Source organism: Compostimonas suwonensis, assembly GCF_002797855.1.
Lineage (GTDB): Bacteria > Actinomycetota > Actinomycetes > Actinomycetales > Microbacteriaceae > Compostimonas > Compostimonas suwonensis.
This window is the reverse complement of the sequence record NZ_PGFB01000002.1, coordinates 810953-835805: the sequence shown is the minus strand read 5'-3', so window position 1 is coordinate 835805 and position 24853 is coordinate 810953. Positions and strand designations below refer to the sequence as shown.

The following is a 24853-nucleotide window of genomic DNA, read 5'->3' as shown; positions in this document are numbered from 1 at the left end:
CACCAGAACCTGCCTCTCCTGCCTGCGCAGTGCTGATCGCCTCACGAGTGGGCTCATGTTCTTTGGATAGGGTCGATCAGTCAGGCGACGGGAGCCCCGCGAGAATCTGCGCCGTGAACTCCTCGAGATCGAGCCCGTCCAGCTTGCTCGCGACCGCGGTGACCGCCCAGGCGATGTGCGCTGATGCCGGGGATAGCTCATGGTGAGTGCACACCTGGTCGCCAACGCGGAAGCCTTCGACAACGTCAGCGACGGAAACTTGCGCCAAGGTCCCCTGGACCGCCAAGGCGGCAACGAGGCGAGGCGCGGCTTCAGCCGGCGCCGCAATCAGGATCCCGCTCATTGCACGCGCCTGCCAGACGCGGAGGTAGTCCGGAGCATGGAGCCGCACCGCCTGGAGGACCCGGGTCCATCCTTCAGCCGGTGCCTCCGTCCGCCACCACGCGGCTCGAGCGATGACGTCGGACGCTGGCGCTAGGTCGCCGGGATGTTGAGCAATGTTCTCGATGAGGTCGTCCACCGTCACGGGCTGGTCGACAACGCGCATTTCCAGAAGACGCCGAACGAACGCGTGCTGTTCTTCGTAGACTTCGTCCGCGGAGTCGCCGGTGGCTGGCTCATCGAGGCGAGAGAAGCGAAGACCTTCGAGTAGGTTGACGGTGCCGAAGGTTGGGATGCCGAGGTCCTTCGCAAGCTGTCGCTGCGCCAGGTCGTCCGACCATAGCGCAACCCCTTGTCTGCCGGCTGCTTCGAGAGACGTCACCCAGGTTGACAGGCCAAGACCGTTCAACGCGTTCGCGAAGGTAAGCTCATCTCCGACGTCGATCGTATGCAGACCGCGGGTGGCCTGTTCGACGTCCTGGCATCGACGAAGCGTCGCCATCTGCGCGGCCGGGTCGAACTCGGTCATGTACGGGTTTCCATCGGCGTCGACTCCGAGGGTTCCGCTCGAACCGGTCGCGCTCCGAGCCGTGGCCACCGACATCTGAGCATCGGTGCGCTGCGCGGTGGAGATTGCGACGACGTTGAACTGGCCCTCGCACTCGCTCCACGCATCCAGGTGGATGGCGAGTTCCACTGCCGACAGATCGACGACGACGCGCCCGTTGAGAGCGGCGAGCGCGGCGTCGGTCTCGCTCGCGTGGTCGGCAGAATCCGGTGAGGACGCGATCCGCGCCTGACGGTATCTCCCCGCCAGCAGAAGCCCATACGGGTCGTTTCGAACCTCGCTGATGAAGCCGATAGGAATAGTGCCGGCGGCCACTTGACGAGCGAGCGCGCGCAGCGGTTTCACTCTCTCCGGCGGAAACGTCTGCTTCAGCTCGTCGATGAGAGTGCCTACGTCCGCATCGATGCTGCGGATGGCGAGGTGGTCCCCATGTTCGTCGATGAGATCCTGCATCACCTCGAACGCCTGGCGATGAATGTCTCCGTTCACGAGGGGACGAGCATCGCCAGGCCGAGAACCATCATCCTCGCCCGACGGAGGCGTCCCTTGGGTATCGAGGATGACCGTTCCTACTAAAGACGTGGCCAGCTGCGGAGTGATCCCTTCCGAGAGGGAGAGCGTCACCGCGAAGCTGGCGGTGGATTCCGTCCAGCCCGTCGCAGCCACGACTCGTAACCAGATAATGATCTCGGGTTCCGTCTCCGGATCCACGCGAAGCTCGTCGAGAAGCCCACGGGCGCCCACGGGGTCTCCCGTTGCGACCAGGCACTGCAGCAGATTCCAGAATCCGTCGCGAGGGAGGACGGGCGACTGTGCGATGAGCTCACGGAAGTGATGGACTGCTAGCTCCCACTGCCGGAGGTCGGCGTAGTGCTGGCCCAGCAGCCGGTGCGCCTCGTACTGGGGCTGGCCCGCGAGCAAGTTCTTGGCGAGGGCATCGTTGAGCAGCGCCAGCGCGCCCTCCTTGTCATCATTGAGGAACAGCGCCTTCACCTTGCTCGAGATGAACGAGGCGTTCGCGAAGATCGCGAAGTACAGGTCGCAGGCTTCGGCGGCATCCTGATAACGGTCAAGGTCGATGAGGACCTGGATGACTAGCTCGGCGGCGGTGATCTCGGTCTTTGCAAGCGAGCGGAGCTTGGGGAGGTTGCCAGTGGGATCCTCGCGGGTGGCTGCAATGACTCTGACCAGTTGGACGTATGCCTTCAGCGGCTCCAACTCGGTCATCTGGACGCTCTCGTCTATCCCATACAGTGCGAGATTCAGCGCGGCTCGAAAAGCCATCTGCGCGTCACGGGCGTCAAGGGCGCGGCTGAGCATCATTCGTTCGTGAGCGATGAGCTCCTCGCGCGTGGCACCCTGTGAGAGCCGCGCCTCCTCAGCTGCTAGCTCACGATCGGTCGGGTCGGCGATGATTTCGACGATCCCCGGAAGTAGGTCGAACCGCTCAAGGCGGCGTGCTACGTCAAGGGCGATGAGCGCGACCTCCGCCGACTCGGCTTCAGTCTTGGACGCGGTTCCGGTTGGTGGCCGCGTGACTGTCTGCAGTGCTTCGTCATATCTCGAGTCGAGAGCCAGCGTACGCGCGTACGCGGCAAGTGCGCCGTCTGTCGCGTTCGTCCACCGCCGTCGGGCTGTCAGCGCCTCGAAGGCGAAGTCGCGGGCTGCCTTCAAATCGCCCGGGTCGGAGTGGGCGGAGAGATACCGTCGGCAATAGAGCCTGGACAGCTCAAGGCGCACCCCACTCTGCTCGTTGGACCCATCCAAGACCGACGTGAACAAGCGGATGGCGTCGGAGTCTTCTCCACGACGGGAGGCCATGTTGGCGAAGTAGGCGATCGAACGCAGATCGACCCTCCCTTCGAGCTCCTCTGCAAAGTGCGCATCGTCAGGTCGGAGAAAGGCCATCGCGACGAGCGCGGCAGAGTCGGACGGGTCATGAGCGTACGCGGACTCGGCGAGCTTGAGTGCCTTAGCGTCGTCGATGTTTAACAGCATGAGAGCCGCATCGCCGAGATTGGTCGCGCGCCTCTCCGGACGAAGATCGGCGAGATGGACGAAGGCGTCCGCAGCCTCCCGGGAAAGGCCATGGTCGCGCGCGTAGAGCGCGACCACTGCCCATGCGACCACACCATGCCGGTCTAGCCACGTACGCCGAGATCGCACGAGCTCCGCTATCGCCTCCCGGGGATTACCCCGCCCGGCTGCAAGGTCCGCAGCGAGGGAGGCCGCGGCGAGCGAGTCCGTCCTCCGAAGCTCGTCAAGTCGAACGACTGAGGCGGGCGGCAGCCGTTGGCTGTTCGTCTCATAAAGCAGGTCTGTGTTTTCAAGGTATCTACGAGTGAGCGCTTGCCACTCGTCTGACGCCGCGGAAACGTCATTCACCTGCGGTACGAGGACTTTGTAGTTCTTGCCCGTTGACTCCAAGGTGTTCGAATCGATGACTTGCCAGAAGCATCGACTCGAATCGAGATCCGCCAGCACCAGCAGCACAGGCAGCGAGTGATTGAGCCAGTAATCGGCGTGCTTAGCGGTGACCGAAAAGTACCAGCCGTCCTCGGTCGGAGTCTTGAACGCGCTGGACCCGCCCTTGATCTGCAGGGCTATGAGCTCCCCTGTTGCCCGTTCGTCTGTCGTGATTTCGACGTGTGCGTCAATGCCGAAGTCGCTCGTCTCCTGGCTACGGAAAAGCCACCCGAGGCCGTCGAGTACGACCGTCTCGGTTAGCGCGACGGATCGCCGGTTCGTCAGCTCGGTCGCAATCTGGGAGGCCACAGTTGTATTTCATCACGAGCTGCCGTCATCGCAAGCGGGTCTGCTGCGCGAGTAGGTGACATCGGATCTGGCTTGCCCGGGAGACGACACCCGCGACGCGGGCGAGGGCATGTCGGACCGGACGGCGTGGCGGATCGCGTCGAGCAAGGGCTGGTGGTCCGCATCCGGGAAGAAACGGGGGCCGCAACGGCAAGAAGCCGGGCCCGCCGGTCCACGACGATCTATGCGCGGTCGTCGACGAGGAGGGTCGGACCCGGAGTATCTTCCTCGCCGACGCGCCGAATCAGCTCTGACTCGTGGACATCACGGAGCACAAGACCGCGGAGGGCAAGCTCTACGGCTGCGCCATCAAGGATGCGTGCTCCGGCCGGATCGTGGGGTACTCGATCGGCTCGAGGATAATGTCGCGTCTGGCTGTTCAGGCGCTCGAGAACCCCGTCGCGATGCGCGGCGATGTCGCCGGCTGCGTCGTGCACAGCGACAGGGGCAGCCAATTTCGCAGTCGGAAGTTCCTGCGTGCTCTGGCCTGCCACGGCATGGTCGGATCGATGGGTCGGGTCGGCTCCAGCGGCGACAACGCCGCCATGGAAAGCTTCTTCGCGCTGCTCCAGAAGAACGTTCTCGATCGCCGCACCTGGATCACCCGCGAGCAGCTACGAATCGCGATGGTGACCTGGATCGAGCGGACCTACCACCGACGGCGTCATGAGGCCCGGCTGGGCGTTTGACGCCCATCGAGTTCAAGGCCATCATGAAGATCACCGTCGCACTGGCGGCGTGACTATAACCTGTCACCTATTCGTGCAGCGGTCCCGTTCGTTGCGCCGACGCGACCTTCGGCAAGAACGGTTCCTCGCGGTGCGCGCACAGCGCGCTTGAAGGACATCGGAGTCCCGTTACGGTGAGACACCGCTGGAGCCAGAAGAAGCGGCTGCTCTCACCCCGCAGGCCCGCGAGATCCTCGGTGACCAGCCGAAGAAGATCGACCTGTATGAGGCCGAGCAGGCGATTAACGACGAGGTCAGCATCGCGCTTCTCGACGACATCGCCGAGGAGCGGCTCGTGCTCGCCGACATCCTCACGGACGCGTTCCTCCGCGATCTGCAAGAAACTCTACGGCGATCTGTGGACGTGGGCAGGCCGGTACCGAACACGCGACCTCAACCTCGGCGTCGACCCTGCGCGCATCGCCGTCGAACTCCGCGGATCGCTCGACAACATCCGCTACCGGTGGGAACACACCGATGACTGGACCCCGCGCGAGCTCGGCATCGCGGTGCACGCCGAGACCGTTCGCTTCCACGGCTTCGTCGACGGGAACGGGCGGAGCACGCGTCTGCTCGCTGACCTCGTCTTGCTCGCGGCGCAAGACGCCGAGGCGATCGCGGAGACGTACGACTGGCGCATCGACAAGAAGGCGTACATCGCGCTGCTGCGCGAGTACGACCTCACCAGAGACCCGAAACCGCTTGCCGCGTTTGTCCCCGTCCGGCGGCTCGACGACGTCGAGAACGGGTGACCAGATTGGTGACCAGAAACCCCCGGATTGGCCGGCGTCAGCCGGTTTTCACCGGTAGTGTGGTGGTCGTGAGAACCGCGGAATCACGCGGATTCTTGCCGGATCGACGCTCTGGCGTCACCTGGTCCGAGCCCGTCAGATGTCAACCAAACTCGGGGCAGACCCGAGTGTGATGAACAACCTCCGCGACCTCGGCAAGAACCCGATCCTTGAGCAAGCCTGGAGCCGTCACAACTACCTCGACCAGGACGAGCTTGAGCAGACCCGCCAGGACGCACACTGACGGAACAGTCAGGAAAGCGGCCGTTGGTCTGGTCTTCGGGTCGCAGATTCCTCTGAGATGGGAGGAGCTTTCGGGAGGGGAGCTGTGCGACGTAGGTGAGTTATCGGGCGTTGGTGACGGTGACGCCCAGGTGCGCGGCTAGCCCAAGCGTCGTAAGCCGGACCAATCGGCTCACGAACGCGATGCACTGCTCTGCGTCCGCAAGGCGGATCGATGGGTCTGAGGTTGCTCCGTCGAGCCGAACCGACTGTAGTGCCTGCACGACTGGCAACTCGTCATGACCATGAGCAATCGCATGTCGGACCTTAAGCCACTCATCAAGGCGAGCGTCGACGGATTGTGGAGTCCAAGTGACCTGTGGCCTACCTCGACCGCCAGAGGCGGTCCAGGTCCAGAATGGGCGTGGATCAAAGCCCGCGCTGTGCATTAGTCGCCGAGTGTTCTGCGCATTCGGCGTTGCGAAGTCCGCGGCCGCTTTGCGTACATGGCCGATGCTTGCTTGATACCGCGCGTGTTCGATTGGCGGAACAGAGGACGGCGCCGCCATGTCGAGTGTCGCGTTTGTCATGTCTTGGACTGCTGCCTGCCAAGCAGCGATGGCCAGCACTATTACTGCCCTATCGAGCGAGATCTCGGCATAGCGGCGCCCACCGCCACCACCCCCGTGAGCACGATGAACCGCCACGATGTTGTCGCAGTGGGTCATCGCTCGATCGAAGTTGTCGATGGCTGCCTGAAGATCCATATCCGATGATCCCATGCGACTGACACGCAGCAGTCCCTCGCTTCCGTAATGATGTGTGGATTTGTCGGGCAGGTACTGATGGCGGAAGGCGCCTCCAAGGATGTCGCTCTCCGTTTCGTTGAAGCGTCACTGAGCCGCCTCGGGCCCGCCGAGAAGGACTGACGCCATGTAGCCCAGCCAGATGATGGGAGCCCCGACACCTCGCCCGGTCAACGTACGGTGAGCGCGACGGTTCCGTAGGGTGGCGTGATGTCGTCAAGCCTGGGTCCAGCGGACTGGGGTGGTAAGGCCTCGCTCACAGCGGTGGCAGGGGATTCTGGATGAGGTGCAGCTCCTGACCACGCTCGCGTGCGAGCCTTGCGAAGTCATCGGCGTCAGAGGCGGAGAGCGTCACGCCTTCGTAGGGGCGGTCGTGGGTGAACAGCCGACCTGCCTGAGCCTGGAGCACAAAGATGCCCACCGCGCCGGGCGTTCGACCTCGGCCACCGAGCACCAACGACTGGTACCAGGACGAGTTCCCAGCTGGTAGCCGGATACTGACACGAAGATCGGAATCACCGGATGACGCCCGGGCCGGCTCCTCTGCGCGGGGTGCGATAGTTGTCGGACGGCTGGCAAATCGGAAGCCGTCGTCGCTAGTCGCTGCCACCAGGCTGTAGCCGCCGACGCTTGGGTGTCGGCCCCAGGGGCCCGGCCCCGCGAGACTGTCCATGGCCATGTATAGCCCGGGTCCGGCTCCGGAAGCGCGCCGCGAGTCCTCGAACAGCATGGTGAAATCATCGAATGCCGTGTCGTCGCCTTCTAGTTCGAGTTCACCGGCCGCCACGCGTTCTACGGCTCCGTCGCTTACGGTCCAGATAGATGGTCCGCCAAGCGAGGCGACAATAAATCCGGCGTCCTCAACGCCACGAAGATGTTCGATGATCTCGCCCAGCTCCTGATCACGGCGGACAACCAGCTGTCGAATTAGCTCGGTCGGGCGGGCGCCCGAGATAGCGACGGCAAGCTCATCTCGTAGAAGGACGATCTTGGGGAGCGCGAGGTCGAAGACACGCGCCGATGCGATGGCATCGTCCTCGTAGGTCACCTTTGTATCGGCAGCGATAGATATTCTGGAGTCGTGGGCGACCGCGGCGATGAGCGTCATGGAGTAACGATAAGCGGACGAGATTCCGGTGATGGTGTAGGCGCCACAGTTGCACTGAGCAGTTCGCGTTGGTTTCTCGGCGCTGGGAGTGGCAGAGGGTGCGCCGACGGCAGCGAGTATCCCTGTCCGGGCATTGCGCGATGGTGGGTCGTTACGTACGCGAGCCGATGCAGGGTTGAGCGGTGTGAAGCGGGTGTACGAACACTGCCCGTGCAGCGTCCATAGCGGACAGGTCCGGAGGGATGCGATTCGTGTGGTCGTCGACAGAGCGCCGGAATCCGGGCGCGCGATCTCGGTGCGGCGCAGACACAAGGGGGACTCGCGCCGCACGAGTATCTGGCGCAAGCGGCTTGCCGCGTGGAGAATCGGCGCACAGACGCAATACTCGAGGATGTGACTGATCCCGATATGGCACTCGAGGAGCTGGGTCCAGACGAGCAGACGGACCGAGGCCTTGACATGCTTTCGGCGGCGCACGTCCTTCTAAGCTCCGAGCGAATGACAGATGAGCGTGACCTGCTCATCTCGACATGTTTGGAGGCCCTCGACAACGGTCCGTCCGGCACCTCCGCGTTGGCGCGGACGTGCAACGAAATCTGGCCCGCATCGGAGATATCCGACGACGCCGTGCGAGCGGCGCTCGAGGAAGCCGAGGAACTCGACCTGGTTGTCCGTACCGCCGATCTCGTGGGGGAAGGGTGGACGCTCGGAACGCAAGGCAAGAACGAGATAGATTCCACTCGCGCGTGGTTTGCGAATGCGATGGATCGCCTCGCGCGGCAGATTCAGGACCGTGCCCGCGACGACTTCGGAGAGCCCAGCTTCGAGGTTGCCTCCAACTGGGCACAGGTCTTGCGGCGCGTGTTCTCGTTGGAGATTGCGCGTAGTGCTGCGAGTTATGCAGGTGAAGTCGAGCGCGGTGCGGCAGGCACAATTCGCCCCATGGTTCTCGACGGCAAAGCTATGCTGCGCACGTTGGACCGCCTCTCCCTACAGCCGGGTACCACCGACTTTCTGAAGGCATGTCTGCTCGCTGCGGTGGACGAGGCCGACCCTTTTGGAAACGAGCTCGTAGGCCAGGTTGCGACTAGTTGTGTCCTCCACGCTATTGCGGCGAGACGTGGCCGCGCCCAGGCACAGGCCGCGCTTGGGTCGCTGGAAGGCAAGCGGGTGCTCTTGGACACCCCGATCCTCGTCTCGCTCCTTGGCAGCAACGGTACGGAACAGCGGCTACGCGGCATGATCGCGCAAGCGGTGTCGCTCGGGATGCAAGTCGTGACGCCCGAGCATGTCTTGGATGAGCTCGACGATGTGATTCAGCGCGTGACCGACGAGCACCTCAACGGACTCACCGGCGCGCTTCAGAACGGCGTGGATCCGCGCTCATACGCCCAGATAGTCGGCGAGCAAATCCTGGAACTCTTTCTGGAGGGAGTGGCGGCCAAGAAGTACAGAAACTGGAACGACCTGACCTCGCGCGTGAAGGGGCTCCGCGCAGAACTCGCCGAACTTGGGGTCGCGGTGAGGCCTCATCACAACAAGAACCGGTCGAACGTTGCGTGGCTCGACCAAACGCTTACGGAGGAGCTGGCCGCGTCGAACTCAGGTCGGGGCGCGAAGGCAATCGCTCGCGACGCGGAGTCGATCGAGATGATTTGGAGGGCTCGGCGCCGCCTGGCAAATGGCGGCAAGCGCATGGGGCTGTGGCCGGGTGGCTGGATGATAAGTTACGACCGCTACGCTGGTCCGACATACGCTCGCGTCAACAAACTCGACCGGGAACAGCTCGTTCTGACTCCCGCTCAGTGGGCGACTCTGATGACAGAGTCGGCTCCGGCGGTAGAGATTCCAAAGCTGGTGGCGTCTGCTGCTGCCTACCTGCGCCAAGAGTCGATGTTGCGTATCGCGACAAAGTACCCGCCCGCCATAGCGCTCACTCTCGCGCGATCTCTATCTGGCGAATACACGTCCGCGACGGACGTCAGAGTTGCGCAGCTTCCAACGCTGGGCGAACTCCTCGAGCGGACAGCATCGGGGCAGAGTCCGACAGGAGAACGACTGGCATCCGAATTGGCTGGACGACGCACAAACCGTTTGGCCGCCGCAGGCAAGCAGCAAATCGACATGGCCGCACTGGAGCGCTCGCGCCTGGATGAAGCGATAACTCGAACCACCGCAGTCGTCGACCATGAGCACTCTGCTCGCGAAGCCGCTGAGAGCAAAGTGCGGGCGCTCGAAGCTACTGCGAAGCTGACCGATCGTCGCATTATTGCTGCGGTGGTTCTCACGGCGATCGTTGGAGTCGCGGTGGTTTTTGTGGTGCTTCACTTCTGGGCGTTTGCTGCGGGCACGGTGATTAGCGCGATCGTGTTCGCCATCCTCTCTCGACATTGGGTTAAGGACCCGGACGCTGGGATCGGCACCCTCTTCTGGACCGCCGTGCCGGAAGTGCTCGGGTTCATCGATATCGCGATACGACTTGGTTGGTGGCCGGGCACGTGAGGGCCGACGTCACTGACCAAGTGGAGCCACGCGAACCTGGCGCGGGGTGGTCGCGGGAGGTTCGCCCAGCGTACGACGCAGTCGCCCGATCGTTGCCTGCGAGATTCCGCGAGTCGCAGATGCCCGTATGACCCGCCCGATGAAATACCGGCGAACGGGTGCCACCTGCAATACCGAAACCGGCCGCTCGCTGATCTTCTTTTTGAAGCCTACGCTACCCGTTTACAGCGCGTCGGCTATCCGATGTGCACTCCGAGTTCCGAAAACCCTGCGGTCTGCCGCAGCTTTCCTTCGTTGACATTCCCTGGCTTCCGGAACGACCCGGCCCACGTCGCCCCACCGCTAGAGAATGGAGGCAGGCAACGAGCCATAGGGCGTGCGCGCAACCTCTGAAATACCTGTTCAGGCGTTTATTCTGAGACGAAAATGTAGGGGGTACTGCAGCGAAGACCGCGCTCCTGGCGCCGCAACAGAGGAAGCGGTTGACGCTTCACCGTTTACCCATCTCAATCACCCGCCACGACTCGCCACCAACCGGCTACACTCGGATCAAGCGAACCGCCCGGTTCCCTGTAAACACAAGGGAATCCGCGAGTTCCCGAGATGATCGGCGGAGACCGGAAATTGACCGGATCCTCCAAGGGGTCGCAGGTTCAAATCCTGTCAGCCCGAAATCCTGAGACCTGCTGATCCCTACTGCAAGAATTGCCGGATCTTGCTCCAGAGCCCTCGAGTGGTGCTGTTCGGTGTTTCGGTGTTTCTCTCGAGCTCAAAGTCGGCAGGTTCGGGTTCGCGTGGAGGGACATCTACTGGATGCTCGATTGCGGCGTTGGACCTCAGTTCGCTCTGCTCGACGACATCGAGTGTGACCGCCGCACCCTGTAGCTCTTCGCTGCGGCGCTTGATGGTCGCAGCGATCGATGTGAGCGCGTTTACTGCTTTCTCGGTGCGTCGTTCTTGGCGTTTCGCGATGTTCCAGTTCATGTTGTCGTAGTCGGACTCGGTGGTGGCTTGGCTCCATTGCCGGAAGTCGAGGACGAACGTCTCGGTGTAGCGAATCTCCTGTCGATGCCAGCCTTGCCGCCACGGCCGGTGATATTGCACCGGCATGTCCGTGTACGAGGCGGTTACGGCGTATCGTTCGGGTCGCTTCGCTTCGTGGTAGTCGGGTGCTCGATCGAATGTGTAGAGGATGCGTCTGCCGGGGGCGAGCATCGAGATCCGCTCGGGCTCCGAGAAGACCGCGTTCAGGGTCGCTGCCTGCTCTCGCAGGCCGGATTCGAACGGCGGAGTGACTCGAAGTGTCAGTTCGCTTGCTGCGGTTGCGCCGATGTTCTTGATCTCTACTTGCATCAGAATCGACTTGAACGCGAAGTCGACGATGACGTATGGGCGGCTTTGTGCTCTGGCGGTCTCGAAGTGAGCGCGGAGCTGACGAAGGGCGATGACGGCGGCGATGATGGCCGCTACTAGTGTGAGGCCGGCGAACAGGGCCGTCCATTCATCTGGGGTCGGCGCTCCGTCGATGTTCCACCAGGGTGTGTCCATGCGTTGCTCCTAGTCCCGGCTGTTTTGCACACTGTGCCGTGACCGGCGGTCACGGTGGTTCAGTTCAGACCGCTCTCAGTGCACGTCGTGGCACATCGAAGGGCGTCGGGTGACCGTCGCGCGCGCCGATGAGGACCTGGATTTCTCGTCGCGTGAGTCCGGATTGATCGAGCCGTCGGCCTACGGATGCGGCGAGTTCGGGTTCCTCTGGGGGGAGCAGTTCGCTGCCGGGTTCGCGGGTCTTCCAGCCTCTGCTGTTCATCTGCCGGTAGAAGCGCTGACGCTCATCTGAGGTGACTTTGCCCATCCGGTAGGCGCGTTCGAAGATCGCCTGCATGGAGACGCCCCACTCCGCTTTCAGGTCGGACAGTTTGCCGAGGGTGAGGTTCGTCAGCTGAGTACCTATCACGTGGGCGGGCATGAGGAACTCGGCGGCGAACTGGTTCGCCTGGTCTTCGACGTCGAGGTCCATGTATTGGCTGTGGAGGACGAGATGGCCGAGTTCGTGCGCGACCGTGAGGCGTTTCCGATCCGTGGGGAGCGAACCGTTGAGGATGATGACGGCGTGCTCTCCTGCCCATTGCGACATCCCGTCGATGCGGTGGGTGCCGAAGTCCTCCTCGATGACGATGACGCCGGCCGACTCGAGCCAGCGGATGAGGTTCCGTACAGGACCGATCGGCATCCGCCAGGCGGCGCGGAGCATTGCCGCGGCCTGATCGGGACCATGTTCGTCAGGATCGACTTGGATAACGTGATTCTGTAGCTGCAACGGCACCCGCTCCAGCAGGTACGAGGAGTGCATCCGCAGCGTATTCAGGCGGGCTTCGACGCGTTTCCAGTCCGAGGGCTTGGTGGTCTTCTGCCGGCGCATGTGCGCGTCGGCCGCGATCGCGCCGTGCATTCGGAACTCGTGCCGGAGGAACTCCGCGGTGACACCGAGTGCTTCTCCGAGCTTCTCGAGCATCTCGTCATCAGGCTCGCGCAGATCGTTCTCGTACCTGGAGAGAGCGGCCTGAGTGATGCCGAGGCGTGTGGCGAGCTCTTCTTGGGTGATGTCTGCGGCGCGCCGGAGAACGAGGATGACGTCGCCGACTCTGCGGCTCATGACCCGGACTCCTCCTCGGCCTCGCGAATGACGCCGCTGAGGTCGATCTCGGGCAGGTCGGGCGCGACCGGCGTCCAGGAGAACCCGGATGCGTTGCCGGCGTCTCGGCGAAGCTGGATCGCCCAGATGGGGTTGTCCTTGCCGTCGCGGAAGGACAGGATTGCGTCTCCGACGGCGCGCAGGTCAGCGTCCCAGTAGTAGCCGAGGGCGAGGCTGAAGGACTCGAGTCCTTCGAGGGTGAGGATGCTGTTGGACCAGAATGCGCTCGACGCCTCGGTCGGATAGGCGGAGATGCGGTCGCCCGGGTGGTGCCGCTTGATGCGGATGAGATAGGTGGTTCCGCTGCGCAGTTCACGGACTGGCTCGCGGTCGTTGACGTGGATGCCCTCCATCCCGTCGACGACCCGGACCAGTCGGTCCCAAATCCGTTCGTGTAGGAAGTTCGCGGTGAAGCGGCCGGTGAAGCTCGGGAACCAGCCTGGCTGCCACTGCTTGAACGCGGCGAAGTCAGCGCGTGCCCCGTCGACCGCGTCGATGAACGCGTGCACGAAGCTGCCGCCCAGGTCGCCGAGGACCTGATCGCTGTCCGGATATCCAGATGAAATCATGCCAGAAAATATACCATCTCCGGCGAGCGTGATGCTACGCCAAACTGTGATTCACCGTGCTCGATCACGGAGCAGCTCTTGAAGGTTTGATGTCGAGGGCGCGTAGAACCGAATCAGGGAGCAGTGAATGGTAGGTCGATCGGTCGAAGAGTTAAGCGCCGAGTTCACAGACCCGGAATGGCGCGAGAAGTTCGCCGAGTTCAGTGACTTGATGGAACTCCTCGGTGACTGCATCATCAGCGACTCATATGTCGTTCCCGACGAGGTCAACGCAGCGATCAAGCTCACCGAATCTGGTCACGCCGTGCTCGACCGTCTCACTCGCAAAGACAAGGTCAACGCCAAAGACGCCCGACTGATGTGCGCACTGACACTAGGACACGTCGAGCTGTTTGTTGACATAGACGCCACCGACCTTGATCGGCTGGTAGCCGTGCTCCACAAGGAGCTTCTCGGACGGGAGATCCAGTTTCCCTTCGTGTGGGGCCGGGATCTCTATGACCTGTACGCGTCTACCTACGAGCAGGAGAAGGACGTTCTGACGAATGAAGAGACGCTCAAGCTGTTGCGGGATCTCCCGCCAGGCGTAGCGCAGTATGGTCCCTTCACTATCGGCCCATTCGGACTGCGCCGGTCGCTCAGCAACCGCGGTATCCACGGTCGGCGCCGAGTCGCCGCCTATCACTGTGCCGTGCCGAGCTGTCACGCCATCCACCCCGTCATGCTGCAAACCGGCCAGGGTGCGGCCATTAACCGGGATCGTGAAAAGCTCGGAGATTACCTTCAGCAGGATGCGAACGACCCGTCCGACTGGTGGGCATTTGCAGACAGCCTCAGTGGCTCAGCCGATGCTCGGTATGGCGATCAGCAGGTCGGAGTTCTTCTCCCGCTCATCGGCGACGTGCTCTCCGACCGGGAGCTTCGCAGTCTTGTTGTCGAGGTCCTCGAAACCAAGAGTGGGCAGCTTCGGGATGCTGTCTCGGAGTTCGCAGCAGTCAAGAGCGCAAGCGAATTCGTCGACCAGAGGTCGAGGGCCGAACTTCTGCAGCTCTGTTTGATCGCCAACGAGCGGGCCGTTCAGGTAGCCCTAGACAAGCTCGTTCGGAAAGGGACGATCGTCGTTCCGCGTGGTGATGTTCGCCGGCCAGTCATTAACCACCAGATTCGCTCGGGTGCCTTTCACTTGCGGGCGGAGCTCGGCATTCACGGGACGCGGTTCGTGTCCGACGACCCAGGACTGGCGATACTGCGTGAGCGGCGGCTCCTCAACAAGCTCTACCTGCGTGATGAGGCATCGGATGTCCAGGAGCTGGAGTGGCAGCTTCGCGGCGTTGATGTCGAAGACCTGGACGAGAAGCTCGAGAGATACTTCCGTACCAAGACACCACAGGAATCGCTCGAGCGGCTCGTCCTGGCTCGCAAGATCAACGTGGTGACTGCCTGTCACGAGGTCGGCATCGACGATGCGGATGGGCTCAAAGACGAGCAGCTGATCGAAGCGATTCTTTGGAAGCTGGGCTTCCCGATTGACGTTGATGAAGATCCCCATGCGTCATTCTGGCTGCGGCATCAGCAGCTCTCTGCGCTTGCGCAGTCCTCAACGATGGGTAACTCCGAGCGTTTCCTCGAGATCGCGAACCCATATTTCACCGGACTTGAAGGGATTCTCCTCGATTCGCTCGCCTACACGGCATGGGCACTCATGTCAGATCACACGCGAAGTCTCCGACCGTTCTCCTACGACGACGGAACGGACCGTGAGGCAGGGCTGGTGTTGCTGCAGAGCATTGCAGATCAGGAGGGAGGGGACAGCACCTTCACGCCGGACTTCGTGTCTGAGAAGGTTGAGCTTCGTAATCTGGTCGAGAGCTTCAGACGGCTAGCGAAGCACCTCGAATCGTGTCGGTCGGAAACCGAGAAATACACGCGCCCGAGACCTGAGTTCCCGGACTATGACGGCAAGACTTCCCTCAAGAGCTTCGTGCTTCGCTCCACGCTCCCGTTCATTGATCTATCGCGACCGAGTCAGGATCGCATCATCGCTGGACTGCACTCAATCTCTGAGGTCATGGTCGCGGCCGATGTCTTCTCGGTTCGGAACGACTACGCGCACTACCGGAGAAATGCCCCGGATATCGCCAAGGTTGAGAGTGCGCTGGAGGCCATTGGGCGAAGTATCACGCGTCTGGAGCATCTCGGGTTCTGCCGAATCGTGTTCGTGCCCGCCGCCGTCAAGAGCGACCGATGGGGTCACGCGCGACACGAGTTCATCGGGCCGCGAAGCTACGAGCACGTATTCTCGAGGCCGACGACGCTGGACTGGATGGGACTGCCTGGACTCGATGAGCCGCAGTATCTGATGCGCGCGGCGAGCTTCGACGACCCGAACGAGGTGCTGCGGTTCACTCGCCGCCACAACAGCGACTTTTCCTCGGATTGGTCCGATTTCCCCAAGCGACGCAGGAGCGGCCCTGGAGTCAAGTCCGCCGATGGCAGCCCCTCGTACAAGGAGGATGTCGAGGTTTCTGCCGAGTGAGTGTCGGCGTAGCGTTTGTTGTCGGACGGGAGTCGGTGTGGAAGGGCACTGCTGTGTGACTCGTCGGCGCAGCCGCGTTGAGACGAGCCCGTCGCTGGCACTCGGTTCGGACGGCCGGAGTGGCTCAACTCGCGTTTGACAATCCGGCGCGTCGAATGGTGCTCTCGCTCACGCCGTACTCGACTGCGAGCTCACCCACCATTGAGCCATCCTGTCGCCGCTTGCGGATGTCTTCTTTGTCATCGTCGGTGAGGAGTTTGACCTTGGCTCCCGTGATCGGAACGTGATTGCGCTTGAGGACGTCCCGGATGGTGTTGCGCCTGACCTTGTAGCGTTCAGCGAGTTCGTAGGTGGATGCTCCGGCCTGGTAGTCATCGACGATGAGCTTCACGACTGACCGGTGCAGTGCGTTCGGCTGGGGGAGTAGCCGGCTATCGGGGGACCGCTTCGAGGATCGAGCAGAGCCCAGAAGTTCGCGTATTTCCGCGGTTCTGCGTGAATTATTGCAGTAGTTTCGCAGCACGCCGACCGAGAGGTACCGGAAACTCAAGGGTTTCCGGGATTTTTTCTGTAGGTAGATGTGATCCGGTCGTCGAAAACCCATCTTTTTGACCTCCCCACGCCGTTCCGCCGCTGCTGTGCTCCGGTAGCCGGCCGACCACTTTGGTTGTCTCCGGTTCGTGCGGGGGAGTGCAGCGCACCTGTTCGGTATGGACACCGACCACACCGCCGCAGACAACCCCTGGGGGCTGGAGCCCCTGCTCGACGTGGACGAACTCGCCGCCTATCTGCGCGTGCCGATCTCCACCGTCTACGACTGGCGGACCCGGGGCCTCGGCCCACGCGCCTACCGCTTCGGGAAGCATCTGAAGTTCGCGGCGTCCGACGTGCGGGTCTGGATCGAGCAGCAACGCGATCCCGAACCACCTTCATCGTCGGACGGGAGGTGATCCGATGAGCCGGCAGCGCCTGACCATCGGCACTTTCGGCGACATCGGCTTCTTGTCCGCCTCCGGTGGCCCCGAAACTGCGGCGCGCGTCATGGCGCGGCTGACAGTTCGACGACGCAGTCGGGTGATCGTAAAAAGCCCGGTCAAGTGGCATATTTGGGGCGGAAAATATAGGGGGGATTGCAGCGAATGCCACATGGGATCTATGACCCTCGTATTGGGCTGTTCTGTTGGCCGTGTGGACGTATGTTTTTCCGGCGTGGGCGTGTCGGCTATGCCTTTCTGACGGCGGGTGGGTTCCAGCGTCCGTCGAGGGCTTCGGGTGCTGGCGCGTAGAGCCTCATGTTGATGCCGAGTGGGCCTAGGGGTGCCGGGAGCCAGTTCGGTTCGCGGTCGGGGCCGGGGTTCGTGTGCTGGATGTAGATGTCGAGGGAACCATCGGGGTTGTAGGTGAGGGGGTTGCGGTCGCCGATCGCGAACCTGTCGAGCTCGTTCGCTGCTTGGAATCCCTCGGCGTCGTACATGGTGACCGACCAGAACGCTGCCACTGGAGGAAGTCGATCGGCGTCGAAGTGCAGGACGTAGTCGCGGTCACCGACGACCGGGTCGCCGTCGGCGTCATCGACGAGCAGCGGATAGATGGCGTCCTCGGGTGGGTTCGCGCCCAGCCCGGCGAGGGTGACTCCTGCGCGGGTGAAGTAGTCGTTGCCGTAGACACCGGTGGTATCGGAGAAGTTGGTCCACCCGTTCGTCGCGGTTCCCATCGTCGGGATCGAGTCAATCAGCGTGTGTAGGGCGTCGGATGCGCCCGCTTGGATCTGCTCTCGCTGGCCAAGGTCGAACCGGTCGGCGTTGAACGATCGTCCGGGAATGATTCCGAGGTTGGCGATCCGCGCGAGGATCGAGAAGTCCGTTGCGTGGGGTCGGGTGGTCTTCAGCGCTTCCGCTGCGTAGGTGAAGAACTCGAACGCATCCATCCGGTTTGCGATCGTGAGTGCCTCGGTCTGCGAGTCATGGTCCGGGTCGATGACGTGCGGCGGCGACGCCACGAGGGGAGTGAGCGAGAGTCCGTCCTGCACGGCGTGCACCGCCGCGTAATCGCTGGGGCCGTTGGTCTGGATACGACCGATGATCCACCCGTACGACGTCGGGGAGGCGATCACCGTCACGCCCTCTGGTAGGGGACCGGCATAGCCCGGACCCACTAGCACGTACTCCTGCGCGCCGGTGCCGGTGGTTCGCTTGCCCACGGTCGCAAACACATCGGTCCACATGTCCAGCATCGGCAGCATGTAGTAGCGGTCGTCCGTGTCCGGCACGCGCAGGAGCACGGGTCCGCTCGTCAAATCGAACCACGCGTTCGCGTAGAGCGTGTCGAAGTTGGGCCGCACCACGGCGCGGAAGTCGGCCGGGGGAAATGTCCGCAGGTGGTGGAACTCGTTCGCCGGCCCGAACCCCGGTCGAGCATCCGCTTCGAGATTGATGACCTGCTGCCTGGATATCTCCATCGTCACCAAAGGATAGAGGTACATGTATGCCTCGCGACTCAGGGTGCGCAGGTCGTCAGCCAGGATGCTCACAGTTCTCTCCGTCTTCCGACGGAACCGTGAGTCGGTTCTGAGCAAGGATCCCGCCTCGCCTGACTCTACAGGGGCGGTGCTCAGTCGTGCGAGCAGGGTGGCGAGTGGGTGCGCCCGGAGGGATCCGCTCGGGATGTGGTGCGATTCAACTTCGACACGCTCTACTCGTTCGCCTGGGTGGACGTGGCTGCGGAGCCGGTTGTGATCTCTGTTCCTGATTCCGGCGGCAGGTTCTACCTGACGCCGATGCTGGACATGTGGAGTGACGTCTTCGCGGTGCCCGCCACCCGAACCACCGGTGGGATCGGATGAAGGCGATCGGTCTCGTCGTCGGTGAGTCGTTCGACGCCGACCAGCTCGCCCGGAGGTTCGCGACGCGATCAACGAAGGTGCTGTTTCGGCGCTGAAAGACATGGTCGCCTCGACCACGGATGGGAGCCTCGGCACGTGGTCGGGAACGTGGATGACCATCCAGGGCGGCACCTATGGGACCGACTACCGTAGGCGCGCGATGGTCGCGATGGCCGGCCTGGGCTGCAACCTCCCCGAGGACGCCCTTTACCCTGGCACCGCCGTCGATGGGACTGGGGAACTCTTGACCGGGGCGCACAAGTATGTCCTCCGCTTCGAGGCGGGAGAACTTCCGCAGGCGGATGCGTTCTGGTCACTGACTATGTACGACGCGGCCGGGTTCCAAGTCCCGAACCCCATCGACCGGTTCGCGATCGGCGATCGCGACGACCTCCGATTCGGTGAGGACGGATCGCTGGAACTGTACATCCAGACGGACACGCCAGGCCCGGAACGAGAATCGAACTGGCTACCCACACCCGCCGTGGTATTCCAGCCCATGCTGCGCATCTACTCTCCGAAGCCGGAGGCCCTGCGCCGGGGAATCACACTTCCCGCCATCCAACGCGTGGCCTAATCCCTCACCGAACCAGCGACAAGCCAGGCGGTCAGCCCTGCGAGTCTTCGCGGACCGGCCATATCACATGGAATCTCTGACGCCAGTAATCCTGGCTTCGAACACCCTGACCGGTGGCGCGTGCTGAACCCGCACAGCTAGTTTTCGCTCAGGTGGCGGTGTATCCGCCGTCCGCGGCAAGGATGGAGCCGGTGATATAGCTCGCAGCGGGGGAAGCGAGGAATGCGTATGGGGCGGCGATCTCGTCGGTGCTCCCGCGGCGACGCAGTGGCGTGAAGGTGTTGATGCGCTGGTCGGACTCGGGGTCGTCGTGGGCGGTGACGCCGTTCATGATGTTCGCGACGTAACCGGGTGCGACGGCGTTGACACGGATGCCGTGTTCGGCCCATTCGGCGGCGAGGGTGCGCACGAGCTGATTGATGCCGCCCTTGCTTGCTGCATACGGCGCGAGTGTTGGGATGCCGACGCTCCCGGCGATGGACGAGGTGAAGGTGATCGACCCGGGCTGCCCGGTCGTGAGCCAGTGACGGGCTGCGGCCTGGGCCGGTTGGAACGCGCCGCGGAGGTTCACGGTGAGGACGCGATCCCATTCCCCGGGGGTGTAGTCGATCGCGGGTTTGATGATGTCGATCCCTGCGTTGCACACCAGATGATCCATGCGTCCGAATGCCTGCACGGCGGCATCAACGAGTCGTGCGGTCACCGCCGGGTCGGTGACATCGCCGGCCAGGGGTGCGACGCGTGTGGCGTCGCCGATCTGCTCGCCGAGCGCTCGTGCGGCGTCTTCCGTCTCACGGGCATCGAAACCGTTGACGACGACCGACGCACCTTGGTTCAGCAGGGTGCGCGCGATCGCGAACCCGATCCCACGGCTGGAGCCGGTCACGATGGCGGTCGTCCCGGTGAGGTCGAAGAGGTCAGTCATCGCGTGGGCTCCTTGATTGTCGTGTCCTGTTGTTGATAGCAGGGTTCTTGGTGCTGCGGGCGCGTGCGTGACGCACCAAGCGGTCATGGCTGGGAGGGCCGGGTGTCGGTCCAGACGATGATGAGCTTGCGTTCGGCGAACAGCCACGCACCGTTCTGCTTGGTGTAGGTGTCTTCGTAGCGGATCGACATCAGGATGAGCTTCCGGCCATCCTCGGCGTCGAGGAGGTGATGGGCCAGACAGTAGCCCTCGCCGGTCGCGCTCACCGTCCACGGCGATGGTGAACTGGCCGTTGAAGTGAGTCGTCGCCACGTATTGCGACAGACCAGAGAAGCCCTCGACGTGCTGCTCACGGGTGGTGAGGACCTGCACCGGCTCACCGGGCTCGCCCATATAGACCAGGGTCCGGGCATCAGAGGTGAACAGGTCCGCCTGCGCCTCAGGTTGCCGGAAGTCGGCGCAGTGCGCATAAGCGTCGATCAGCTCGCGGATCGCGAGACGATCGGCAGCTTCCTCTGGGGTGATGGTCGTATGGATGCTCATGTGCACTCCTCCTGGTTCGCCGTTTCCATTGCGCCGACTGGGCTGGTAGACCGATGGCACACATCATCATCCTAATGCATGCATCAATGTATCTATGAAGTAGGGTGAGCGTGTGACGAGTCGAATGGAGTTGCCCTGGGAGGGCGAGCAGGCCGGCCCCGTTGCTGCGCGGATCGCCGCGCGAGCGGCGCAACGCATCGCGGAGGGGGCGTTACCGCCTGGTGAGGTGTTGACGGAGGCGATCCTCGCAGAGGGTGCGAGCGCGAGTCGCACCCCTGCGAGGGAGGCGATGCTGCAGCTGGAGGCGTGGGGGCTGGTGCGGTTGATGCCGAAGAAAGGCGCTCTCATCACAACGGTGTCTCCGGCCGAACGACGCGATCTTCTGGATGTGCGGACTACATGGGAGATCCGCTCGGTCCAGGTGATCAACGAACAGCCCGAGAGCCGACAGACCCTCGTCGACGCCTTGCACGCGATGATCACCTCCCAGCAGGCTGCCCTGGACGAGGGCGACCAACTCGGGTTCGCGTCGCACGATTTCGCTTTCCATCGTCGCATCATCGAAGCGGGCCAGAACGGCGTCGTGAACACGCTGATGGACCAGCTCGGGCCACGATTCGCACGGCTGACCTACATGGCGATCGACGGGAACCTTCGCGCGGCCGCCGTGTTCCGAGACGAGCATGAGCGACTGGTCGAGTTCATTGCCGCAGGAGATGCCGCAGGGTTCGCCGCCGCCGTCAGAGCGCATGTGACAGCCGGGCACTTCCCGTCGAGTGCCTGGTGAGCCGCCTGCCGCTGTGGGTGCGAGTCGCGCCCACAGTGTTCGTGCTGGCGTGGGGTGGGAACCACTTCACGCCGCTTCTGCACCTCTACGAGAACCTCGACCACTACTCGCCCTGGCAGGCGAACCTGCTCCTGGGTATGTACGTGTTCGGGCTGATCCCCGCCCTTCTGATCGCCGCCGCCATCTCCGACCAGCACGGCCGCAAACCCGTCCTCATCGCAGGGCTCATCGCCGGTGTCGCCGGTAGCGCACTCCTCGCGCTCGGACTGCACGACTTCGTGCTGCTGTGCGCCGGCCGGGCACTCGCAGGCGTAGGCGTCGGGGTGGCGATGTCCGTCGGCACGAGCTGGATCAAGGAGCTCTCGACGCCTCCGTTCGACCCCGCATCGCCCGCAGGGGCCGGCGCTCGGCGCCCGTCCTTGACCCTGACGCTCGGATTCGGCATCGGTGCTGCCGTGACGGGGCTGCTCGCCCAATGGGCCCCGGCCCCGGGACAAGTTCCGTACCTCGTGCACATGGTTCTCGGCGTTCTCTGCTTCGCCCCACTGTTGCGGGCCCCAGAAACCCTCGGACCCGAGAAGCGGGCGACAGGCCCGTGGTGGCGCGACCTGCGGGTCCCCGCCGTTGGTCATGCCCGGTTCACCGGGCTGGTGATCCCGGCCGCACCGTGGGTGTTCGCCGCCGCAGGCGTCGCCTACGCGATCATGCCCGCCATCGCCGCGCCGAAACTCGGTGAGTGGACCACCCTCTACGCCACCATGCTCACGGTCCTGACCCTCGGTTCTGGCGCACTCGTCCAACCCTTCGTCGCCCGCATCGACACCCGCACCCGCGGACGCGCACTCGCCATCGGGCTCGCGCTCATGACCCTTGGCATGGCCCTCGCCGTCATCGCCAGTATCATCGCCGAACCCGCTTTCGCCCTCGCGGTCGCGATCGTGCTCGGTCTCGCATACGGCATCGCCGTCGTCGCAGGACTCGCCCACGTGCAAGCCATCGCCACCGACCGAGACCTCGCCGGCCTCACCGGCGTCTACTACTCACTGGCCTACTCCGGGTTCCTCCTCCCCACCCTCCTCGCAGCGCTCCTCCCCATCACCCCGTACGCGATCTCACTGGCGGCCGTCACCCTCGCCTGCGCGGCGTGCCTCGCACTCGTAACAGTGCGAACCTCGAGGAACCGGCTCGATGGATGACGTTCGCCCCCGCGCCGTAGTTTCATCGCCACGCTGGTGACTTCTGAGTCGGTCTGACTTTCCTATTGGGAGCCTTGTCTGTGATGTCCCGAGAGGTCACGTCTCTTAGCTGAAGAACGGAAGGAAAGTCAGGCCGATTCACAAAGCCAGCAAAGCGATGACTGACCATGACCCAGCCAAAATCATCTTCAGCGGTGCCGAGGCCAGCTGATGATGGCGACGAGCATCGGTGGGGCCTGACGTCACGAACCGCTTGATTGGCATCCACGTGTTCCCGCAGGTCGCGATCTCGGTTCATCGTCTGGCTGCCCGGTAGAGCTCGGCCATTGCTGTGAGTCATCGCGAGTGGGCAATACCACATGCAATCTCTGACGCCAGTACGAGGGTGGCCCGCCGAGGTTTCGTGGCGAGTGCTGCACTCGCTCATTGACCTGATCCCGATGACGGCGCAGAACGCTTTCTCGGGCAATCTTGCTCCGGCGTTCGAGGCGGAGCACGAGGCTCGCACATCGTTCACCCTTGCGCGGATGGGACTCTACAAGCAGGCGCTCGTCTCGCTCCGAAGCGTTCTCGAACTCGAAACGGCAAGGTCAGGGTTGCTTTCCGCGCGGCATATCTGTCACCTGTTAGATTGGTTCGGCATCGGGCTGTCGGTTGCCGAAGGCTGACAACGGTGCTGGAAATAGAACCGGAGGAGACTTATGGCGATGCTGTTGCCTGCCATTCCTGGCTTTTATCCTGATCCGAGCATCTGCCGGGTGGGCGAGTCGTTCTTCATCGCGAACTCGACATTCCAGTACTTGCCCGGCGTTCCGGTGCACGAGAGCACGGATCTTCGGACGTGGCGTTTGGTAGCGAATGCGTTCTCTCGGCCGGAGCAGCTGGATTTGAGCGGGGCTCCCTCGAACGCGGGCATTTACGCGCCAACCATCCGTCATCGTGATGGCCGGTTCTTCGTGGTCACCAGTGACCTGCTCTCTGCTCGCGAGGGGCATCTCATCGTGCATGCCGAGGAAGCGGCGGGGCCGTGGAGTGTCCCGGTGCGCGCATCCGGCGCGATCGGTATCGACCCGGACTTGTTCTGGGACGAGGACGGCACCTGCTATCTGACGTGGAAGGGTGTCTCTGACACTGGACTATCCGGGATCTTGTCGTCTGCCATCGACCCACTGACAGGCGAGCGTCGCGGGGAGGTGCGGCAACTATGGCAGGGCACCGGTGTTCTGACTGACCCGGAAGGGCCTCACCTGTACCGTCGCGACGGGTTCTACTACTGTCTGCTCGCGGAGGGCGGTACGACGAGGACACATTCCGTGACGATTGCACGCGCGAAGAGCTTGGACGGCCCGTGGGAGGACTGCCCCAGCAATCCGATCTTCACCCATCGGGGAACGGCGTCCTCTGTGCAGAACGTGGGTCACGCTGATCTGGTCGAGAACGCCGACGGGACGTGGGCTGCGGTTTATCTGGGGGTCCGCCCACGCGGATTCGTCCCGAAGTTCCATGTCAACGGTCGTGAGACCTTCGTTGCTGACGTGCGTTGGGTGGAAGGGTGGCCGGTGTTCGATGACGCACGGGAAGCGGCCGTCTTCGAGACCGATTTCGTCGATGGGTTCAACTCTGCGGAGTTGGATGGTCGTTGGATTTCGCATGGCGGTGCTCAGTGGTCCGCCACCAGTCCCGTTGAGGAGGGGCTGTCGATCCGCCCGGTCGATCGGAACGAGTACCTGCCGGCGTTGAGTGTTCGGGCGCGTGACGAGTATTGGAACGTGGTTGCCGAGGTCACCGGTGCCGGGGCGCTACAGGTTCACATGGACACGGACAACTGGGCGGAGATCGCGCTGGCCGACGGCACGGCGTCCGTCACACTGTCATCGGTGGGTCTGCGCCACACGCTCGCGTCCGTTCCGGTAGATGCGACCGTCTCCGCTCTGCATGTGAGCGCGCAGGAGTGGACCCCAGAAATGGGGTTCAACAGCGGGCCGGATCAGCTCGTGTTTTCGGTGGGCACGGCGGACGGGCCGGTCGAGGTGGCTCGCTTCGACGGGCGATTGTTGTCCACCGAGGTGACCGCGGGGTTCACTGGTCGAGTTGTCGGTGTGCGGACGCTTGGTGGCAGCTGTGTTCTTCATCGCTTCAGCTACGAACCGATTGCACCGGCCGGCGATGGGGACGCCGCGGAGAACCCCTTCAAGGCGTAGGCGCACACGGGCTGCGTTCGTTT

The 24853-nt window shown here is 63.2% G+C and carries 20 protein-coding genes and 1 pseudogene; 12 read left to right on the top strand and 9 right to left on the bottom strand.

Annotated features, from left to right (window positions below; all coding sequences use genetic code 11):
* Positions 1–76: 76 nt before the first annotated feature.
* Positions 77–3724, bottom strand: coding sequence for a DUF4365 domain-containing protein (locus tag CLV54_RS07700; RefSeq protein ID WP_100344325.1), 3648 nt, complete (start codon positions 3722–3724; stop codon positions 77–79).
* A 130-nt stretch (positions 3725–3854) separates the two neighbouring features.
* Between CLV54_RS07700 and CLV54_RS07695 the strand changes: the two are divergent.
* Positions 3855–4505: pseudogene (locus tag CLV54_RS07695) on the top strand (transposase); the annotation flags it as partial.
* A gap of 14 nt (positions 4506–4519) precedes the next feature.
* On the opposite strand, the gene CLV54_RS17800 reads toward CLV54_RS07695, so the two are convergent.
* Complete coding sequence (locus CLV54_RS17800; RefSeq protein WP_211294490.1) at positions 4520–4831, bottom strand: hypothetical protein; 312 nt, start codon at positions 4829–4831, stop codon at positions 4520–4522.
* On the opposite strand from CLV54_RS17800, the gene CLV54_RS07690 reads away from it, so the two are divergent.
* Together CLV54_RS07690 and CLV54_RS17475 are read left to right on the top strand one after the other, a co-directional pair.
* On the top strand, positions 4716–5243 hold the full coding sequence (locus CLV54_RS07690; RefSeq protein ID WP_211294475.1) for a Fic family protein: 528 nt from the start codon (positions 4716–4718) through the stop codon (positions 5241–5243). The genes CLV54_RS17800 and CLV54_RS07690 overlap by 116 nt on opposite strands.
* A 139-nt stretch (positions 5244–5382) precedes the next feature.
* Positions 5383–5526, top strand: a complete 144-nt coding sequence (locus CLV54_RS17475) for a hypothetical protein (RefSeq protein WP_157802873.1) — start codon at positions 5383–5385, stop codon at positions 5524–5526.
* A gap of 1040 nt (positions 5527–6566) precedes the next feature.
* Here the strand turns inward: CLV54_RS17475 and CLV54_RS07685 are convergent.
* Positions 6567–7418, bottom strand: a complete 852-nt coding sequence (locus CLV54_RS07685) for a hypothetical protein (protein ID WP_100344323.1) — start codon at positions 7416–7418, stop codon at positions 6567–6569.
* Between the two features lie 393 nt (positions 7419–7811).
* Between CLV54_RS07685 and CLV54_RS07680 the strand changes: the two genes are divergently transcribed.
* Positions 7812–9920: a hypothetical protein gene (locus CLV54_RS07680; protein ID WP_157802872.1), complete on the top strand. Its 2109-nt coding sequence runs from the start codon at positions 7812–7814 to the stop codon at positions 9918–9920.
* A 693-nt stretch (positions 9921–10613) separates the two neighbouring features.
* Here the strand turns inward: CLV54_RS07680 and CLV54_RS07675 are convergent.
* The 3 genes from CLV54_RS07675 to CLV54_RS07665 all read right to left on the bottom strand — a co-directional run bounded on the left by CLV54_RS07675 (position 10614) and on the right by CLV54_RS07665 (position 13184).
* Positions 10614–11468: a hypothetical protein gene (locus tag CLV54_RS07675; RefSeq protein WP_100344321.1), complete on the bottom strand. Its 855-nt coding sequence runs from the start codon at positions 11466–11468 to the stop codon at positions 10614–10616.
* Positions 11469–11532: 64 nt separating this feature from the next.
* Positions 11533–12576, bottom strand: a complete 1044-nt coding sequence (locus CLV54_RS07670; protein ID WP_100344320.1) for a helix-turn-helix domain-containing protein — start codon at positions 12574–12576, stop codon at positions 11533–11535.
* Positions 12573–13184 carry a hypothetical protein gene (locus tag CLV54_RS07665; protein ID WP_100344319.1) on the bottom strand — a complete coding sequence of 204 codons (612 nt, stop codon included), beginning with the start codon at positions 13182–13184 and terminating at the stop codon, positions 12573–12575. The genes CLV54_RS07670 and CLV54_RS07665 overlap by 4 nt, the downstream gene beginning before the upstream one ends.
* Positions 13185–13311: 127 nt before the next feature.
* Between CLV54_RS07665 and CLV54_RS07660 the strand changes: the two genes are divergently transcribed.
* Entirely contained in the window at positions 13312–15720 is a 2409-nt protein-coding gene (locus CLV54_RS07660; RefSeq protein WP_100344318.1) for a hypothetical protein, read from the top strand.
* Positions 15721–15844: 124 nt separating this feature from the next.
* Here CLV54_RS07660 and CLV54_RS07655 read toward each other — a convergent pair whose 3' ends face one another.
* Positions 15845–16111, bottom strand: coding sequence for a hypothetical protein (locus CLV54_RS07655; RefSeq protein WP_100344317.1), 267 nt, complete (start codon positions 16109–16111; stop codon positions 15845–15847).
* Positions 16112–16430: 319 nt separating this feature from the next.
* Between CLV54_RS07655 and CLV54_RS07650 the strand changes: the two genes are divergently transcribed.
* Positions 16431–16670: a helix-turn-helix domain-containing protein gene (locus CLV54_RS07650; protein WP_100344316.1), complete on the top strand. Its 240-nt coding sequence runs from the start codon at positions 16431–16433 to the stop codon at positions 16668–16670.
* A gap of 272 nt (positions 16671–16942) precedes the next feature.
* Here CLV54_RS07650 and CLV54_RS07645 read toward each other — a convergent pair whose 3' ends face one another.
* Entirely contained in the window at positions 16943–18250 is a 1308-nt protein-coding gene (locus tag CLV54_RS07645; protein ID WP_100344315.1) for a DUF1254 domain-containing protein, read from the bottom strand.
* A 108-nt stretch (positions 18251–18358) separates the two neighbouring features.
* Here CLV54_RS07645 and CLV54_RS07640 point away from each other — a divergent pair, with 108 nt between their 5' ends.
* Both CLV54_RS07640 and CLV54_RS07635 read left to right on the top strand, forming a co-directional pair.
* Positions 18359–18562, top strand: a complete 204-nt coding sequence (locus tag CLV54_RS07640; protein ID WP_100344314.1) for a DUF1254 domain-containing protein — start codon at positions 18359–18361, stop codon at positions 18560–18562.
* Between the two features lie 151 nt (positions 18563–18713).
* Positions 18714–19178, top strand: coding sequence for a DUF1214 domain-containing protein (locus tag CLV54_RS07635; RefSeq protein WP_211294473.1), 465 nt, complete (start codon positions 18714–18716; stop codon positions 19176–19178).
* Between the two features lie 148 nt (positions 19179–19326).
* Here the strand turns inward: CLV54_RS07635 and CLV54_RS17795 are convergent, their stop codons facing one another.
* The gene (locus CLV54_RS17795; protein WP_211294472.1) at positions 19327–20646 is read right to left on the bottom strand and encodes a glucose 1-dehydrogenase; all 1320 of its coding nucleotides are present in this window, start codon (positions 20644–20646) and stop codon (positions 19327–19329) included.
* A gap of 124 nt (positions 20647–20770) precedes the next feature.
* Between CLV54_RS17795 and CLV54_RS07620 the strand changes: the two genes are divergently transcribed.
* The 4 genes from CLV54_RS07620 (at position 20771) to CLV54_RS07605 (ending at position 24830) form a co-directional block, all read left to right on the top strand.
* Positions 20771–21433, top strand: coding sequence for a GntR family transcriptional regulator (locus CLV54_RS07620; RefSeq protein WP_100344311.1), 663 nt, complete (start codon positions 20771–20773; stop codon positions 21431–21433).
* Positions 21430–22629, top strand: a complete 1200-nt coding sequence (locus CLV54_RS07615; protein WP_100344310.1) for an MFS transporter — start codon at positions 21430–21432, stop codon at positions 22627–22629. The genes CLV54_RS07620 and CLV54_RS07615 overlap by 4 nt, the downstream gene beginning before the upstream one ends.
* Positions 22630–23039: 410 nt before the next feature.
* Positions 23040–23297: a hypothetical protein gene (locus CLV54_RS07610; RefSeq protein ID WP_100344309.1), complete on the top strand. Its 258-nt coding sequence runs from the start codon at positions 23040–23042 to the stop codon at positions 23295–23297.
* Between the two features lie 33 nt (positions 23298–23330).
* The gene (locus CLV54_RS07605; protein WP_211294471.1) at positions 23331–24830 is read left to right on the top strand and encodes a glycoside hydrolase family 43 protein; all 1500 of its coding nucleotides are present in this window, start codon (positions 23331–23333) and stop codon (positions 24828–24830) included.
* The last annotated feature ends 23 nt before the right edge of the window (positions 24831–24853 follow it).

Coding starts and splice junctions, on each gene's coding strand:
- CLV54_RS17795 (WP_211294472.1), bottom strand. CDS start 20,646: ATGAGCATCCATACGACCATCACCCCAGAGGAAGCTGCCGATCGTCTC.
- CLV54_RS07650 (WP_100344316.1), top strand. CDS start 16,431: ATGGACACCGACCACACCGCCGCAGACAACCCCTGGGGGCTGGAGCCC.
- CLV54_RS07635 (WP_211294473.1), top strand. CDS start 18,714: ATGACCATCCAGGGCGGCACCTATGGGACCGACTACCGTAGGCGCGCG.
- CLV54_RS07675 (WP_100344321.1), bottom strand. CDS start 11,468: ATGGACACACCCTGGTGGAACATCGACGGAGCGCCGACCCCAGATGAA.
- CLV54_RS07690 (WP_211294475.1), top strand. CDS start 4,716: ATGAGGCCGAGCAGGCGATTAACGACGAGGTCAGCATCGCGCTTCTCG.
- CLV54_RS07620 (WP_100344311.1), top strand. CDS start 20,771: ATGGAGTTGCCCTGGGAGGGCGAGCAGGCCGGCCCCGTTGCTGCGCGG.
- CLV54_RS07685 (WP_100344323.1), bottom strand. CDS start 7,418: ATGACGCTCATCGCCGCGGTCGCCCACGACTCCAGAATATCTATCGCT.
- CLV54_RS07670 (WP_100344320.1), bottom strand. CDS start 12,576: ATGAGCCGCAGAGTCGGCGACGTCATCCTCGTTCTCCGGCGCGCCGCA.
- CLV54_RS07605 (WP_211294471.1), top strand. CDS start 23,331: ATGGCGATGCTGTTGCCTGCCATTCCTGGCTTTTATCCTGATCCGAGC.
- CLV54_RS07660 (WP_100344318.1), top strand. CDS start 13,312: ATGGTAGGTCGATCGGTCGAAGAGTTAAGCGCCGAGTTCACAGACCCG.
- CLV54_RS07665 (WP_100344319.1), bottom strand. CDS start 13,184: ATGATTTCATCTGGATATCCGGACAGCGATCAGGTCCTCGGCGACCTG.
- CLV54_RS17475 (WP_157802873.1), top strand. CDS start 5,383: ATGTCAACCAAACTCGGGGCAGACCCGAGTGTGATGAACAACCTCCGC.